Source organism: Micromonospora sp. ATCC 39149 (assembly GCF_000158815.1).
Lineage (GTDB): Bacteria > Actinomycetota > Actinomycetes > Mycobacteriales > Micromonosporaceae > Micromonospora.
Map to the genome: position 1 here is coordinate 5,446,592 of NZ_GG657738.1, position 15,028 is coordinate 5,461,619.

The following is a 15,028-nucleotide window of genomic DNA, read 5'->3' on the forward strand; positions in this document are numbered from 1 at the left end:
GGAGCGGCCGGGCGCGGACGGGCCGGCCCACGCGATGGTGTCGCGGAGCTGGTCGACCGGCACCACCTCGATGTGACCGGTACGGACGCTGTCGGGGTTGCGGTGCACCCGCACCGCCGTCGGCGCAACGTCGAGGGCGGACGCGATGGACTCGCGGGACCCTTCGACCTCGGCGAGGGTGTCGCCGTGGGGCATGGTGACCGACGCGCGGACCTTCGCCCCGTCGACCTTCGCCCGACCGATCCGCGCATCCCGCAGGGCAGCGACGGCCTCAGCCAGCCCACCCCCGCCGGTGGTGGTCGACTGTTCGTCGGGGTTGGCCTTGGCCATCAGCCGCATCACCGCGACCGCGACCGAGGCGACGACGGTGCCGCCGGCCCACACGTCCAGCCACGGCCGTTCCCAGGGTGCGCCGATGGTCGCGCCAAGGGCCCACGCCGACCCGGTCGCGGTGAGCAGGGTTGCCACCCGCTGCCGGATGACCCCCCGCGCGCGGCCGGTGGCCCAGGTGAGGGCGGTGAGTCCGCCGCCGGCGGCGGTGATGCCGGCGGCGGCCCACGGGTTGGTGCCCCACCAGTGGTGCGACGCGGCGGCGGCCGGCCACGCGAGCAAACAGCCGGTGGGGCAGGCGAGGTAGGGGATGGCGGCCGATCGGAGGTCGACGGAGTAGCGGACCGGTGGGAGTCCGCCGTTGCGGGGCATCCGGGTACGGGCGCGGGCCATCAGCGGCCACCCCCGCCGGTGGTGAACCGGAACCCGTCGCGGCGTGCCTTGTAGCCGACGGCCTCCAGCTCGGGCAGGTAGACGGCTTCGAAGCGGGTCGACGCGGTCACGATGTACTGCGACGCCGTGACGAGGGCTTCGGAGGCGTGGGTGATGGGTCGGGCGACCTGCCGGGCGCGGGCGCGGCCGGTGAGGCCGCCGACCATGACGCCGCCGCCGACGGCGCGCAGCCGGGCGTCGAGTTCGGAGGCGGTGACGCCGAGTTCCAGGGCGGCGGCGTGCAGGATGCGGCGGGTGGAGTTGAACCACTCCACCAACGCGACGTTGTCGGTGAGGGCGTCGGCACCGGTGAAGATGCCACGTTCCTGGGGCATGCCTGCCATGCTGTGGTTCTCCTTCAGGGAGGGCCGGGCGCGGGAGTTGTCCAGACGCGCCGCGCCCGGCGCAAACACTGGGGTGGTGCGGGCCGGTCGGCCCCCGCACCCACCCGAACCCCCCGACGTAGGGGTGCGGGCAGGCACGGCCGGGTGACCGGTCAGCCGAGGATCAGGACCAGGGCGGCGGTGAGCGCCGTGCCGGCCAGCCCGGACAGCAGCAGGTCGACGGCGGTACGGACCCGGTGGTACTTGGCCACCGTGGTTCGGGACAGCCACACCAGTTCGTGTGCTCGCAGGGACGCCATGCTTAGCGGCGGCAGCGCGGCGTCGGTCATTAGGTCCCCCGGCGCGCTGGTCGCGTAGCGGATCAGGCCGTGCCCGCCGCCGAGCGACGGGCGCACCGCGCACGCCAGCAACCCGACGGCGACACCGATCACGCCGACCGTTACCGCGCCGGTAGCGAGGGCGGGGACGGGCAGGTCAGCACGGGCCAGCACGGCCAGGCCGACGGTAAGGGCGGTCCCGGCGAGGGTGAGCAACGTTGACGCTTTCGCGTCCACGCGGACCAACTCGGCGCGCACGGTGGCCAGTTCGGTGGTGAGGAACGTGGTATCTGGCAACATCTCAGGTCTCGCCTTCCATCAGGAGGAGTGAGGGCCGGCGGCACGGCACAGGTTTCCAGGCCCAGGGGCCGTGCCGCCGGGCGAAGCTACGTACGGCTACGGCGGTTCGTGACCAGCAGCGCGGCCGATGCCATGACCATCAGGCCGTCGACGGCGAGGGGGCCGATGGCGATGGTGAGCGGGTCTTCGCCGAAGTGCTCCAGCAGCCCGGACAGGTGCCGGTAGGACACCACGGCGGCGACCACCGCGACCGGCAGCACACCCGCGACCCGGGCGACCACGGAACTGAATCCCTCGCCCCAGGGGATGCGGGTCAGGATCTCCACCGCGACGAACAGGGCCACCGGCCAGAACACCGACAGCGCCACGGCTAGGGGCGACGGGGACCAGCCCGGGTCCGGTGCCCACCCGGTGGGTGCGCCGTCGGGCGGCTTCGGCAGGTAGGTGTGCGCCACGTTCGCCGCGATCGACACCACCCCGCCCAGAATCACCCCGACGTAGGCCCATCCCCGGCCCGTCGACCGGTTGGCGGTCGGGGTGGTGGTGATGTTGGGGCCCGGGTCTACGGCGGGTGCTGCCTGCCCCGACGCGGCCTCGGGTGCCTCGGCCACGTCCGGTGCCGGGCCCACCACGGGCGAGGCGTCCGGCCCCGGGACCGTGGGCGCGTCCGGCGCGAGCGGGTCGGCTTCGGTGGCGTCCGGGTGGGGGTCCGGGTGAACCTTCGGCCGGTCGGCGGCACCCGCGTCGGGGGCGGTGCCGGTCGGGGTGGCGTCCGGGTCGACCGTCGGGCGGGTCAGCCGGTCAAGGATGGCGTCCGCCTTCGGCCCACCGACCCGCAACTCCGTCTTGATCCGGTTACGCGAGGGCACCGTACCGAGCCGAGCGACCAGGTCGTGAGCCTGCGGCATCAACTCATCCACCGACCGGGGGTAGACGCTCAGCGTCGGCGCGGTCATCAGGCCACCGCCAGAGCCGCGAGCCGGTCCGCCGTGGACGCGTCCAGCGCCGGGGCGTCGGTGTACTCGGTAGCGGAGGCGTAGAACTCCCAGCCGTGCCACGTCGGGTAGGCGTTCATCTGCCGGTAGGGGCGGCCGTCGTCGGTGGTGCCGTCGTGCTCGCCGGTCAGCATGTCCGGGTCGTTGAGTCCGGCCAGGTGCAGCCACGACTTCAGGTCGGCGATGCTGTCGAAGTCGACCGCCACCGACGTGCCGTCGGAGCGGAAGCGGATCTCGGTCGGGTTGGCCAGCAAGATCAGTTCCGCCATCACGGCGCGGCGGGTCTTGCGAGTGGTCATCGAAGCGTCTCCTTCACGGTCGGAACGTCGCTGTTGAGGGCGTGGCCGAGGACGAACGGGGCGAGCATCACCAGCGGACCGCCCAGCAGGATCAGCAACAGCCAGATCACGAGGCACCTCCTTCGAAGCAGGTCAAGCACTCACCGAGGGAGCGCGGGATGTAGTAGGAGCGGGTCACGCCGCAGATGCGGCAGGTGCGGCGCGCGGTCAGCGCGGCGCGGACGGCGCGAAGCTGGGCGGGGGTGGCGGTGCGCTTCGGCCGGGCCAGGTCAACCCGGTACAGGTACGCCGCGCGGGTGCCGCCGACGCCACGCCAGAGCACCTGAGCGGCAATCGGCTGGGCGGGGCGCAGGCCGGCGGCGCGCAACTGGCGGCGGGTGGCGTAGCCGGGCGGGGCGCCCCGCCACCAGTAGGTGGGGATGCCGTACCGGGTCCCGTCTGGGTCCCAGTAGGCGGCGCGGATGCGGGACATCAGGCCGCGTGAGCCATGCCGGCCCGGCACCAGTCCTCGGTGCGGTGAAGCACCTGCTCACCACCGCAGTCGGGACAGCGCACGATCTCGCAGCCGTAGCCGCAACCGGTCCAGCCGACCACGGCCAGCCTGTGCGACATACACCCGTCGGCGCTCCAAGACGGGCGGACAGTCGTGGTGGCCGTACGGGTGACGCGGGCCTCGGCCCGGCGCAGCCGTCGCCAGTCCAGCGGCGACGGGCCGCCGTGGTCCTCGGCGTAGATCAGGCTGATCTCAGCGTCGAGCAGGTCGAGTTCGGCGGCGATCAGCGGCCATTCGGCCTCGATCGCGGCCAGGTCAGAGACGGACGGTCCGTGCCGGTCGTCAGGGCTCACTTCGATCGGTTCCTTCCGGTACGGCGAGAGCGTGACGGCTGCCGGCAAGGCCGGCAGTTTATCCCCCTAAACCCTGTGATCCAGGGGGGTGGTGGCGACAAGTTGAACACGCCTCGCCCAGGCGAGTCAACCCCCCTTAACAAGCGAGTTCGCCCCCACTGACAGGGCGGCAGGCGTTCGGGTGGGTCAAGGCAGCTCAGGTAGGATTAGCCCCCTTGACGAAGGGAGCGCCGGGTGAAGGACCCCGCAGCGGTAGCCACCGTGGGCGACACGCGAGAGCGAGCAAGGGCCGCCCACACGCTGATCGAGGACTACCAAGCCGCGATCGCCGAACTGTCACGAATCCGGCGGGAAGCCCTTGAACAACTCCTGGTCGACGGCATGACGCAGGCGCAGATCGCAGACCTGCTCGACATGTCTCGGTCGCGGGTCTCGCAACTGCTCTCCGCTGGCACTCGCCCCGAACGCGCCTTTCTCGGCACCGGTCGGTTGACGGTTGCCATCGGCGGCAAGCAGGAGTCTGGCCGGCACGACCCGGGCGACATGCTCTCGGCCGAGAGCTTCGCGGCCTACAACGTCCTAGCGGACCTGGCCCGGACGGTCGGACTAGATGCCAATTACGAGGTAGTACCGCCCCCAGGGTTCGTGCACCTGAATCGCCCGAACCTCATTGTCCTTACCTCGCCACGACTCTTGCCTTTCGTGGGTCAGGTAATGGAAGCCGATCCGCATCTGCGGTTCGCCTCAGACGAACGCGGTTGGTACCTTATCGACGGCGAAACCGAATATCGCTCTCCCCGTGACGACGGGCAATCGGCAGACTACGGCTATGTTGGTCGCCTGCCCCGACCTGATGGCAGGGGATCGTTCCTGTACCTCGCTGGCACCCACGCGCAGGGAACGCTAGGCGCTGCTCATTTCGTCGCCAATAACCTTGCTCAGCTCCACAAGGAGCTTAAGAGTCGCCGATTCTCGATGGTGGTTCGCTGCGAGTACGACCCGACCAACCCAAGGAAGATTCTTTCCTGTGAGCGCGTGACTCCGATCTACCGCCACGAAAGCTGAGAAGTATGCGAATCCTTGCAGCGTCAGAGCCGTCGAAGGCAGACAAGCTAAATGAAGACTGGTTCTCGGCGTCGCCGAATCTGGTCGTGGTGCTAGACGGTGCAACCGCCCGGACCGACACCGGTTGCATCCACGGCGTCTCCTGGTACGCAGCGCAGCTCGGTGCCGCAGTCTCAGCACAGGCAAGCAATGCGTCAGTGGCGTTGCCGGCAGCACTGGCAACGGCGATCAAGGTTGTTGCTGAGAAGCACCCCGACTGCGACCTAACGAGTCCCGGCACACCTTCGGCTGCCGTGGCCATTCTCCGCCGTACGCCGAGTCACCTCGAATACCTGGTTCTCGGAGATGTCGGCATCATCCTTGCTTCCGAATCACACCTAAGCGTCATCATTGATGATCGGGTAGACAAGACTGCGCAGGCAGAGCGCCGAGAAGCGGATAAATACCCGATCGGATCCGCCGAGAAAGCCGATGCCCTGATCCGAATGAAGCACGCTGAACTTGCCGCCCGAAACGCTGAGGGAGGATTCTGGGTTTCGGCGGCAGACCCCGCGGTCGTTAGTCACGCAATCGTTGAAGCGGTGCTCATTGAAACCGTCACTCGGTCGATCCTGTTGACCGATGGAGCGGCAAGGCTTGTGCGGATGTTCAATGACGTTAGCTGGAGAGGAATGCTCGACCTGTTGGAGAATCAAGGGCCAAGCGAAGTGCTCCGGCGCGTGCGCCAGCTCGAAGAGTCCGACCCGGTTGCCCTCCAGTGGCCTCGCAACAAGAAGAGCGATGACGCCACCCTCGTGTACGTAGCCGACCCTCGATAGGGCAGCCCAAAGGCCCCGCCTGCCCCCGCGCGGCGCACCATGCCGGCGACGAGAGCGGGGCCGGAGGCGTGTCGCTGCGCTTCCGGCAGGCGACTCGCGCGGCATGCCCCCTGGTACTGCGGGAGTCCATCCGTCACAAGCGCTGACTGCGTGACCAACTGAGTGACAATCGAGCCTCACACCCGCGTACGTCAGCGAACGGTGACGGACTATCGGCCAACATCAAGTGGGGTGTCGATGCTGGCCGGCGCTCCATGATCATTCGTTCACACCGAAGAGGTCACTGGTTCGATCCCAGTATCGCCCACCAGGTCAGAAGGCACGTCCAATCGATGGATGTGCCTTTTGTCGTTCTCTGGATGACTAGCGCTCCGGAGTGAGAGCGAAGATGCGATCCATGGCGACGTGCCTGTGGGTGGCACCGGCCGTAGCTGGTGCCGGTAGACCTTCTCCGTGACGGCCGTGCCGGAGTGCCCGCTACTGAGCATACGAACGTCGAGATTGGTCGCTCTTGATAGCGCACCAACGACGTTCGGTACCTGTGTTTGTCGATGCGGCTGCCACCAGTCGGCAGAAGCCGGCAAGCTGAACCGCCTCCTCAGTGTGGTCCAGTCCTCGCCTGCCTACTACTCAGCCGCAGCCGCAGCCGTTACGGTCGATCATTTCTCCCTGTACTGTCGGTAGTGGTTGTTCGTTGACGAGAGTAGGGCGGATTCTCGTTCCTGCTGGAGGCGTCGTTGTGTCGCACGTCGATCCGCGTTTCGGGGCTCGGTTGCGGGCTCTGCGTGCCGACCGGGGTCTGTCGCTCCGGGCGCTCGGGCAGCTCGCGCACCGGGGCAAGAGCCATCTCCATGATCTGGAGACGGGTGCCAAGGCTCCGACGCCCGAGACGGCCCGGCATATTGACGAGGTGCTCCAGGCTGGCGGTGCGCTCGCGCGGCTTGTCGGTCAGGCTGTCGACCATGACGCTGAGGCCGATGACCTGCTTGCCCGGGTGCGGGCCAGCGATGTGAGCGCCGAGACGCTTGCCCGGATCGAGGCCAGCGTCGACGACCTGGCCAGCGCGTACGCGATCACCCCGCCGGTAGACCTGCTGCCGATGGTGCGTAGGCACCTGGCGTACGTGGGCCGGCTGCTCGACGGCCGGGGCACTCTGGCTCAGCGACGGCGTCTGGTCGTTGCCGGCGGCTGGTTGACCGTGCTGCGTGCGACGGTGCACATCGACCTTCGGCAGCGTTCCGCAGCCGGCGCGCACCTGCTCGCTGCTGCGGCGCTCGCCGAACATGCCGAGCATGCGGGGATCCAGGCGTGGTGTCTGGAGACCGGGGCGTGGGACCGTCTCACCCAGGGTGAGCATCGGCAGGCGATCGACCTGTCTCAGCAGGCCCAGCGGGTGGCACCTCGGGGCAGCTCGGCGCACATTCAGGCGACGGCGCAGGAGGCGCGGGGGTGGGCGCGCGTGGGTGACGTGCGGCGGACCCGTGACGCGCTGGACCGCCTGGAGCGTTTGACCGCGAACCTGCCCGTGCCGGAACGGGCCGAGCATCACTACCGGTACGACCCGACGAAGGCGTTGGCGTACACGGCGACGACGCTGTCGTGGGCGGGTGACCCGGCTGCCGAGCAGGTGGCTCGGGTGGCGTTGGCGGAGTTGGACCCGCGCGGCGACGGCGGTGACCGGCCACGGCGGTCCGCGTCTGCTCGTCTTGACCTGGCCCTGGCATTGGTGGCCGCAGGCCAGCCCGACGAGGCCAGCGCTGTCGCCGGTGAGGCGATCCGTTCCGGGCGGGTGGCACCGTCGAACTGGTGGCGGGCGCGCGAGGTGCTGCGAAGGGTCGAGCAGACTGACACGGCGGAGGCGTCGGCGTTGCGCGAGGTGTGCGAGGCGTACCGGCCCGCCGGCTGACAGAGGACAGTCGACCCGCCCAGCGGACACCCGACACCTTTGAGTAACCGCCCGATCGCTCAATGCTGTGACCGAGGGCGGAATCGGCGCGAACCCATGAGATCGTCGAGACCCGCCCGGAGCCGGGCGCGGCGGTGTCGGTCCTTCCACGAGCACGCCGCCGCGCCCCTACCAGCGGAGGTGGGGAATGGGCGACACCGGCCCGGTCGAGGGCAGGGGCGAGCAGATCCAGCAGGCGGAGCGGGAGGCCGCCCGACGGCGGATCCTGGCGCAGGCCGAGGCCGAGCGGATACCGGCCGAGGAGACCACCCGGGCCGTACCCGACCGGCGGTGGCGTCGTGGACAGCCTTGAGTCGCTGCCGGTGGGCCGGCGGGTCGCGTACTGGCGGGGTCGGCGCAAGTTGTCGCAGCAGGTGTTCGCCGACCGGCTCGGCAAGTCCAAGAGCTGGGTCGACAAGGTCGAGCGGGGCATCCGATCACTGGACAAGGTGTCGACCCTGCACGACATTGCCGCCGTCCTGCGCATCGACGCGGCGGTCCTGCTGGGCCGGGACGCCCAGCCCGCCGACGTGACCGGGCGGGTCGAGGGCGTGGAACATGTCCGGGAGGCGCTGTCGACGTACGACGTCGCGGTGGGACGCCAGCCGGCCCGCCGCCGGGTGCTGGCGGCGGACCGGCTGGCGCAAGATGTCGCCCACGCGTGGATCACCTTCCAGCACGCCCGATATCCGCAGGTGACCGCGATGCTCCCGGAGCTGCTGGCCGCCGCGCAGCACGCCCACGCCGACAACCCGGAGCAGGGGCGGGCAGCGTTGGTGGAGGCGTACCGGGTGACCGCGTCGCTGCTGGTGAAGCTGGGCGAGGTCGATCTGGCCTGGCTGGCCGCCGACCGGGCGATGCTCACCGCGACCGGGGACCCCGTCCTGGTGGCTGCCGCCGCTGTGCAGCTCGGCCAGGTGTTGCGTGCCTCGGGCCGGGTGCGGGCGGCGTTGTCGACGGCGCTGGCCGCCGCGTACCGGATCGCGCCGCCCGACCCCGACGACGCGCCACCGCCGCAGCTGTCACTGTGCGGGACGCTGCTCGTCCAGGCGGCCCTGGCCGCCGCCCGCCACGGCGACGACCGCACCGCCGCCGACCTGCTCGACGAGGCCGCCGCCATGGCCGCCCGCGTCGGCGACGGCCACGACCACCACCGGACGGCGTTCGGGCCGACCGCCGTGGACCTGGCCCGGGTCGCTGTCGCCCTCGACCTGGGCCACGCCCACGACGCCGTCGTCGGGCACGAGAAGACCACCGCGCGGGACGGGTGGCGGTGGCTACCGGTCGAGCACCGGGCCGCGCACCTGCTCGACGCCACCCGCGCCTACCTGCACACCGACGACCCGACCAACGCGGCGCGGGCCCTGGTCGAGGCCGACCGCACCGCGCCGGCCGAGGTACGCCAGCGCCCCGCCGCCCGGGACGTCGTCGCCCAGGTCGCCCGCGACCCGCACGCCCCGGCCACGATCGTCCAGCTCGCCGCGACCCTCGGGGTGACCTGAACCGTGACCGCCCCGTTCCTGTCCCTGGCCCAGATCCGCAACCGGCTGACCCTCACCGCCCGCGCGATCCTCCGCGCCCACCGACCCGGCCCCGACGGCCGCTGCCCGACCTGCCGAACACCGGACTGCCCGGTGGCGACCGCCGCCCGCACCGTCATCGACACCGCCGAGGAAGCACCGCAGCGGTCTGCCGCGACCCTCCCGAGCCAACCCGACCGGGAGGAGCCGCGGCAGACCGGATGACCTCGGATCACCTGCCTGCGGAGCGCGCCGTGGAGTGCGGGCTAGCGCTGCAGGGTCAGCACGCCCGGACGGTACGGCAGGATGCCGTAGTCCTGGCCGTCGGAGCGGGGGTCGCGCCCCTGGTAGAGGAACTCCAGGTTGCACGGGTCGATGGTCTTGGTCTGGTCGGGGTTGGTGCGGACCAGATCGCCGTGGCTGATGTCGTTGGTCCAGGTGGCGTTGCTGTTGGCCTTGCCGGCGAAGGGGTTGGTCAGGGTGTCGGCCTGCGGTGTCCACGTGCCGTCGAGGCTGGTGGCCGTGAACGAGCGGAAGTAGCGGCCCTGCGAACTCTGCGCCTCGACGATCATGAGGTACTGGTTCTGGCCCTGGACCTTGTAGACCTCGACCGCTTCGAACAGCCTCTGCGGCGTGTCGCTCATGATCCTCGTGTAGCTCGAACCGAAGCTGCCCGGGAAGTTCCCGAGGGGCATGCTGGCGCGGTAGATGTTGCCGAGGTCGTCGGCGAAGAACAGGTACATGTTCGTGCCGTCGGCGATGAGCGTCTGGTCGATGGGAGCCCCGGTGGGGAGGCTGCCCGTGAACAGCGTCTGAGGCGCGGACCAGCCGTTGGGGTTGGTGGGGTCGGTCGAGGTGCGGTAGGAGAACGCCGGGCCACCCCACTGGTACGCCAGCACCCAGATGTTCTTCGGGGCGTGGTACAGAAGGGTGGGCGCGACAGCGTTGAAAGGCAGTTTGGTCTGGGTGGCCGACGCCATGTCAGACCAGTTGGTGAAGGGGCTGAACATCATCGATTCCCACTTCCCCTGTGCACCGGCGACGGTGTCGTGCGTCGTGGCATAGACGACCTTCTTGCCGTTGTGGACGACGGCGCTGAAGTCCTTGAGCGCGACCCATCCCGGCGCCGGTTGCGCCAGCGGGCCGGTCGATGTCCAGCGGTACGTGGAGGGGAGCGCGCACGTGCCGGTGCCGCCGTCGACGCGGACGAGTTGCCACTGCTGGTTGGCGCCGTTCCAGTCGTCGTACTGCTGGATGTTGGCGCCGTCGGCGGTCGACAGGCCCCCCACCTCGATGGCCTTGCCGCTGTTGCGGTTGATCAGTCGGACGTAGCCGCTGTCGGAGTCGGCGAGCCGGAACTGCTGGTTGGTGCCGTTGGTGTCGGTTGCCTGCACGATCGCCGCGACGTTGGCGGTGGAGGAGCCGGACACGGCGGCGACCTTGCCGGAGTGGCGGGCCTTGAGCCGGTAGTAGCCGCTGCCGGAGTCCACGAACTGGAACTGCTGGTTGTTGGCGTTGGTGCGGTTCCACTGGATGAACTGGGCGCCGTCGGCGGTGGACGCGCCGTTGACGTCGAGGGCCTTGCCGCTGTTGCGGTTCACCAGCACGTACCAGGCGGTGGTCTCCACCGTCGCGGCCGACGCCGGCGTGGCCACCGTGAGCAGCCCGCCCACGACCGCCATGACCGCCGCAGCGGCCAACCCCGACCGCCACCGACGACGCCACCTCACGGGGCGCGCAAACCCAACCGACATAGCAGCTCTCCTTCCATAATTTGGGATGGCCGACCTGCGGCGGCCCCATCGGCGCGGACCGACGACACCAGCGCACGGGCAAAGGCCCAGGTAGCACCGTTGTTAGCGTTAACATTCGCCGACGGCGATCCGGGTAGGAACATGTGGGTGATGTGGGCGACAGGCGGCCAGCCGGCGGTGCGACTGGACGCACCACAGGGACTGTGAGTGATAACACTGACGGCGTCAAGATGTAACCGGAATGTTTCGAAGGAAGTCCTTGCGTTGCACGCTCGCAGCCGCACCGCCGTTCCCGCACCCGCCGCACCAGTGCGTTACTGTGCGTAGCTGAATGTTGGCGCATGTGCCCGGGCTGGGACGCGCTTGCGCAGGACACCGCCCGTTTGGTTGGGTTACCCGCCGTGACACCCAACGCCGGAGTTAGGCGGACCACTCGACGACGCGGATCGTCCGCCGCTGCGGCCCCCTCACCCTGGCCAACGTGCCTGAGCTGCCGATTCTCGCCGCCGGCCGGCCCGGACGTCGCCCGCGGCCACGCGCGGCTGTCACGCCCAGCCCAGCCGGTTGGAATTTCCTCGACATCAGTTCTCAGGATTTCTGCCATGCCGCCTCCGCGCGTGCATCTCCTTGACCAGGGACCGTGAGATGCCGATGGCGCGTGAAAGGTCGACACAGGTGTACCAGGACGTGAGGTTCGATCCTGCGACGGTGGCCGCCGCGATGGGCGGAAACCAGGCGGCGCTGGATGGGCTCGTGGCGGCGTGCCTGCCGTTGGTGTACAACATCGTCGGCCGGTCGATGGACGGGCACGCCGATGTCGATGACGTCGTGCAGGAGACGATGCTGCACGCGGTGCGTGGGCTGCCGGGCCTGCGTGATCCGCAACGGTTCCGGTCGTGGCTGGTGACGATCGCGATCCAGCAGGTGCGTGGGCGGTGGCGAGCCAGCAGCCGTTGGCCGCGCCGTGCCGATCTGGATGTGGACCTCAGCGATCCTGGGGCCGACTTCGTGGACCTGACCATCGCCAAGCTCGGCCTGCAGGGGCAGCGCCGTGAGGTCGCCGAGGCGACCCGGTGGCTCGACGACGACGACCGTCATCTGCTGTCGCTGTGGTGGCTGGAGGCCGCCGGCGAGCTGACCCGCTCGGAGCTGGCTGGTGCGTTGGAGCTGACGCCGCAGCAGGCGACCGTGCGGGTGCAGCGGATGAGAGGGCAGTTGGACGCGGCCCGAGCCATCGTGCGGGCGCTGCGGGCATCGCCGCGGTGCGCCGAGCTTGCCCATCTGGCCCGCGACTGGGATGGCCGGCCGTCGACGTTGTGGCGCAAGCGGTTCGCCCGTCATACCCGCGAGTGCGGCAGCTGTGTCGATGGCTGGACCGATCTCGTGCCGGCCGACCGGCTGCTGGTCGCGTTGTCCATGGTCCCGCTGCCGGTCGGGTTCGACCTGCCCGCGTTGCGGGCTGGTGTCGAAGTGTCGGTTGCCGGTAGCGGCCATTCGTCCGGTTGGTTCGCCAAGGTCGGATCCGCGCTGTCCGCGAAGCCGGCGGTGGCTGCGGTGGCCGCCATGTCGGTCCTCGGCGGTGGCACGGTCGCGGCGTACGGTGCCGGGGTGTTCGATGCGCCGTCGTCGCGCGCGGCGTCGGCGTCGGCGTCGTTCACCGTGCCGACGGCCGCTGCGCATACGGCGTCGGCGCAACCGGCCGCCGCCCCGAGCGCGGCCACGTCACCGTCCCCCTCGTTGGCCAGCCCGAAACCCACCACGTCGCCGACGGCGTTGCCCTCCGGCCGGTTCCGGTTGCTGCCGCCCGGCGCCAAGCTGCCATCGGGCGCACAGTGCGCCGCCGCGGTGCGGGCCAAGGCCATCCGCGAGAACAAGGCGGTCAACGCGAGCGCCAACAAGACCATGGGCCACACCGTGCCGGGTGCCAGCGCCCCGCTGACCCGCGTCGACGGGAAGTTCACCGGCACGACCGAGCAGATCCTGCGCTGGGCGGCCTGCAAGTGGGGTGTCGACGAGGACATGGTCAAGGCGCAGGCCGCCATCGAGAGCTGGTGGCGGATGGACAACAAGGGCGACTGGGGCACCGACGCCTCGCGCTGTCCGGCCGACCACGGTCTCGGGGTGGACGGGACCCCAGGCAAGTGCCCGGAAAGCTACGGGATGCTCCAGGTCCGCTACCCCTACAACACGCACGCGTTCCCGGGCGTCGAGAAGTCCACGGCCATGAACCTCGATTACGGGTACGCGGTCTGGCGGTCCTGCTACGAGGGCAAGATGACCTGGCTCAACACGGTCGAGCGCGGATCCCAGTACAAGGCCGGCGACGCGTGGGGCTGCGTGGGCGTGTGGTTCTCCGGGCGGTGGCACACCAGCGCGGCCGAGGGATACGTCACCCGGGTCAAGGACTACCTGGCCCAGCGGATATGGACCACTCCCAACTTCCAGCAGCCCTGACCGTGGAACTCGATCGAAAGGGTCAGACCGAGCCAGCCCCCACCGGAGGAACGTGCATGAACAACGCCCCCGCCCACCCGACGAGGCGCACACGTGGCCGCGCCGGGCTGCTCCAGCGCGGCGCCTGCGCCGTGGCGCTGGCCGTGGCCGCGGCCACGGTGACCCTGTCCGGCACCGCCCACGCCGACACGACCATAACCTCAGGCCAGACCGGCTACCAGGCCGGCAACGACAACGGCTATCACTATTCGTTCTGGACCGATCGCGCTGGATCGGTCTCCATGACCCTCGGACCTGGGGGCAACTACCGCACTTCGTGGAGCAAAGTCGGGAACTTCGTCGCCGGTAAGGGCTGGCGCACCGGCGGACGTAGAAGTGTGAGCTACTCGGGCAGCTTCAATCCGTCGGGCAATGCCTACCTGACTCTCTACGGGTGGACGACCGACCCACTCGTGGAGTACTACATCGTCGACAGTTGGGGCACCTACCGACCCACGGGAACGCACAAGGGCACGGTCACCAGCGACGGCGGCACGTATGACATCTACCAGACGACGCGACACGACGCCCCGTCCATCGAGGGCATCGCGACCTTCGATCAGTACTGGAGCGTCCGGCGATCCAAGAGGACGGGCGGCACCATAACGACGGGCAACCACTTCGACGCGTGGGCCCGCCACGGAATGAAGCTGGGCAGCTTCAGCTACATGATGCTGGCCACAGAGGGATATCAAAGCAGCGGGAACTCCAACATAACGGTGGGCAGCTCCGCCCCACCCCGCAGCACCCCGCAGCCGACGAAGGCCACGGCGACAGCCACGGCGTCGCCGACTCCCAAGAAATCCGCCGCGGCATCCGCGAGCCCCGCCTCAGCAGCGCCGTCCAGGGCCCCACTCTCCGCAGCGCTGTCCACGTCCCCACTCCCGGCCACGATGTCGGCGCCTCCGCCGGTGGCCGACGGCGACGTACCGGCTCCCGCAGCCGCAACCCTCGGCGGTACGGGCGTCGTGTGGCTCGCCGGGGCCGGCGTGCTACTGACCGCTGGCGCTGCCACGGGGATGCTGCTGAGGCGCCGCCGACCGGCGGCAGAACGCGCGGCGCGCAGACCGGGCGGCACGATCCGGTCGTCGTGAGAGGACTGACGCCGGCAGGTCGGCCGGGTCGTCACTCGCCTCAGTGTCAGCGTCAGCCGCAGCTTCACCACGCTCACAACGGTGCAGTCCGCCTCCGCCCTCGGCTTCGGCAAGGCCGCGCTGGGCGGCGCCTACCAGTCCCTGTACCTGATCGGTACCGTCAGGAACGTCACGGTGTCTTCCGCTCCACCGGCAAGGGCGCCACCTGGCTCCGCGCCTACGACGACGCCCACCAGTGGGGCAGCATCGGCGGCGTCGGCGTCATCGCCGGCGACCCCGACACCTACGGCCGCGTCTATGTCGGCACCAACGGACGTGGCCTCCAGTACGGCGACCCGTCCTGACCCCAACGCCCGAGCGGGGCCGCAAGCACAAGAGCCTGCGGCCCCGCCATGGCTGAGGGTTCCCAGCAAGGCAGCCCACCATGCGGCGCCGAGCGCCACAGCCATACCGCCCGTCCCGAGAATGCCGATCTT

15 protein-coding genes and 2 pseudogenes are annotated in these 15,028 nt (G+C 69.9%); 8 read left to right on the forward strand and 9 right to left on the reverse strand.

Annotated features, from left to right (window positions below):
* The 7 genes and pseudogenes from MCAG_RS33875 to MCAG_RS23915 form a co-directional block, all read right to left on the reverse strand.
* A pseudogene (locus tag MCAG_RS33875) lies at window positions 1–723 on the reverse strand (conjugal transfer protein TraB); the annotation flags it as partial.
* The gene (locus MCAG_RS23890; protein ID WP_036374980.1) at window positions 723–1,106 is read right to left on the reverse strand and encodes a hypothetical protein; all 384 of its coding nucleotides are present in this window, start codon (window positions 1,104–1,106) and stop codon (window positions 723–725) included. The gene MCAG_RS23890 and the pseudogene MCAG_RS33875, both read right to left, overlap by 1 nt.
* Before the next feature lie 152 nt (window positions 1,107–1,258).
* The gene (locus MCAG_RS23895) at window positions 1,259–1,723 is read right to left on the reverse strand and encodes a Pycsar system effector family protein (RefSeq protein ID WP_007075534.1); all 465 of its coding nucleotides are present in this window, start codon (window positions 1,721–1,723) and stop codon (window positions 1,259–1,261) included.
* An 86-nt stretch (window positions 1,724–1,809) separates the two neighbouring features.
* Entirely contained in the window at window positions 1,810–2,679 is an 870-nt protein-coding gene (locus MCAG_RS23900; protein WP_007075535.1) for a DUF2637 domain-containing protein, read from the reverse strand.
* Window positions 2,679–2,987, reverse strand: coding sequence for a hypothetical protein (locus MCAG_RS23905; RefSeq protein WP_036377908.1), 309 nt, complete (start codon window positions 2,985–2,987; stop codon window positions 2,679–2,681). Before MCAG_RS23905 ends, MCAG_RS23900 begins: the two co-directional genes overlap by 1 nt.
* Window positions 2,988–3,123: 136 nt before the next feature.
* On the reverse strand, window positions 3,124–3,489 hold the full coding sequence (locus MCAG_RS23910) for an RRQRL motif-containing zinc-binding protein (protein WP_036374983.1): 366 nt from the start codon (window positions 3,487–3,489) through the stop codon (window positions 3,124–3,126).
* The gene (locus MCAG_RS23915; protein WP_036374986.1) at window positions 3,489–3,863 is read right to left on the reverse strand and encodes a DUF6284 family protein; all 375 of its coding nucleotides are present in this window, start codon (window positions 3,861–3,863) and stop codon (window positions 3,489–3,491) included. Before MCAG_RS23915 ends, MCAG_RS23910 begins: the two co-directional genes overlap by 1 nt.
* A gap of 234 nt (window positions 3,864–4,097) precedes the next feature.
* On the opposite strand from MCAG_RS23915, the gene MCAG_RS23920 reads away from it, so the two are divergent.
* Both MCAG_RS23920 and MCAG_RS23925 read left to right on the forward strand, forming a co-directional pair.
* Window positions 4,098–4,928 carry an RNA polymerase sigma factor gene (locus tag MCAG_RS23920; protein ID WP_007075539.1) on the forward strand — a complete coding sequence of 277 codons (831 nt, stop codon included), beginning with the start codon at window positions 4,098–4,100 and terminating at the stop codon, window positions 4,926–4,928.
* 5 nt (window positions 4,929–4,933) lie between these two features.
* Window positions 4,934–5,746, forward strand: coding sequence for a protein phosphatase 2C domain-containing protein (locus MCAG_RS23925; protein ID WP_007075540.1), 813 nt, complete (start codon window positions 4,934–4,936; stop codon window positions 5,744–5,746).
* Window positions 5,747–6,109: 363 nt separating this feature from the next.
* On the opposite strand, the pseudogene MCAG_RS36345 reads toward MCAG_RS23925, so the two are convergent.
* Window positions 6,110–6,222 (reverse strand): annotated as a pseudogene (locus tag MCAG_RS36345) (site-specific integrase); the annotation flags it as partial.
* A gap of 218 nt (window positions 6,223–6,440) precedes the next feature.
* Here MCAG_RS36345 and MCAG_RS23930 point away from each other — a divergent pair.
* The 4 genes from MCAG_RS23930 (at window position 6,441) to MCAG_RS23940 (ending at window position 9,436) form a co-directional block, all read left to right on the forward strand.
* Window positions 6,441–7,652: a helix-turn-helix domain-containing protein gene (locus MCAG_RS23930; RefSeq protein WP_007075541.1), complete on the forward strand. Its 1,212-nt coding sequence runs from the start codon at window positions 6,441–6,443 to the stop codon at window positions 7,650–7,652.
* 187 nt (window positions 7,653–7,839) lie between these two features.
* Window positions 7,840–8,004, forward strand: coding sequence for a hypothetical protein (locus tag MCAG_RS33880; protein WP_198141612.1), 165 nt, complete (start codon window positions 7,840–7,842; stop codon window positions 8,002–8,004).
* Window positions 7,991–9,193, forward strand: coding sequence for a helix-turn-helix domain-containing protein (locus tag MCAG_RS23935; protein ID WP_036374990.1), 1,203 nt, complete (start codon window positions 7,991–7,993; stop codon window positions 9,191–9,193). Before MCAG_RS33880 ends, MCAG_RS23935 begins: the two co-directional genes overlap by 14 nt.
* A 3-nt stretch (window positions 9,194–9,196) precedes the next feature.
* Window positions 9,197–9,436: a hypothetical protein gene (locus MCAG_RS23940; RefSeq protein ID WP_007075543.1), complete on the forward strand. Its 240-nt coding sequence runs from the start codon at window positions 9,197–9,199 to the stop codon at window positions 9,434–9,436.
* Window positions 9,437–9,477: 41 nt separating this feature from the next.
* Here MCAG_RS23940 and MCAG_RS23945 read toward each other — a convergent pair whose 3' ends face one another.
* Window positions 9,478–10,965, reverse strand: coding sequence for a non-reducing end alpha-L-arabinofuranosidase family hydrolase (locus MCAG_RS23945; protein ID WP_007075544.1), 1,488 nt, complete (start codon window positions 10,963–10,965; stop codon window positions 9,478–9,480).
* Window positions 10,966–11,652: 687 nt separating this feature from the next.
* On the opposite strand from MCAG_RS23945, the gene MCAG_RS23950 reads away from it, so the two are divergent.
* Complete coding sequence (locus MCAG_RS23950) at window positions 11,653–13,419, forward strand: RNA polymerase sigma factor (RefSeq protein ID WP_232290257.1); 1,767 nt, start codon at window positions 11,653–11,655, stop codon at window positions 13,417–13,419.
* Window positions 13,420–13,550: 131 nt separating this feature from the next.
* Entirely contained in the window at window positions 13,551–14,552 is a 1,002-nt protein-coding gene (locus MCAG_RS35960; RefSeq protein ID WP_007075546.1) for a glycoside hydrolase family 11 protein, read from the forward strand.
* The last annotated feature ends 476 nt before the right edge of the window (window positions 14,553–15,028 follow it).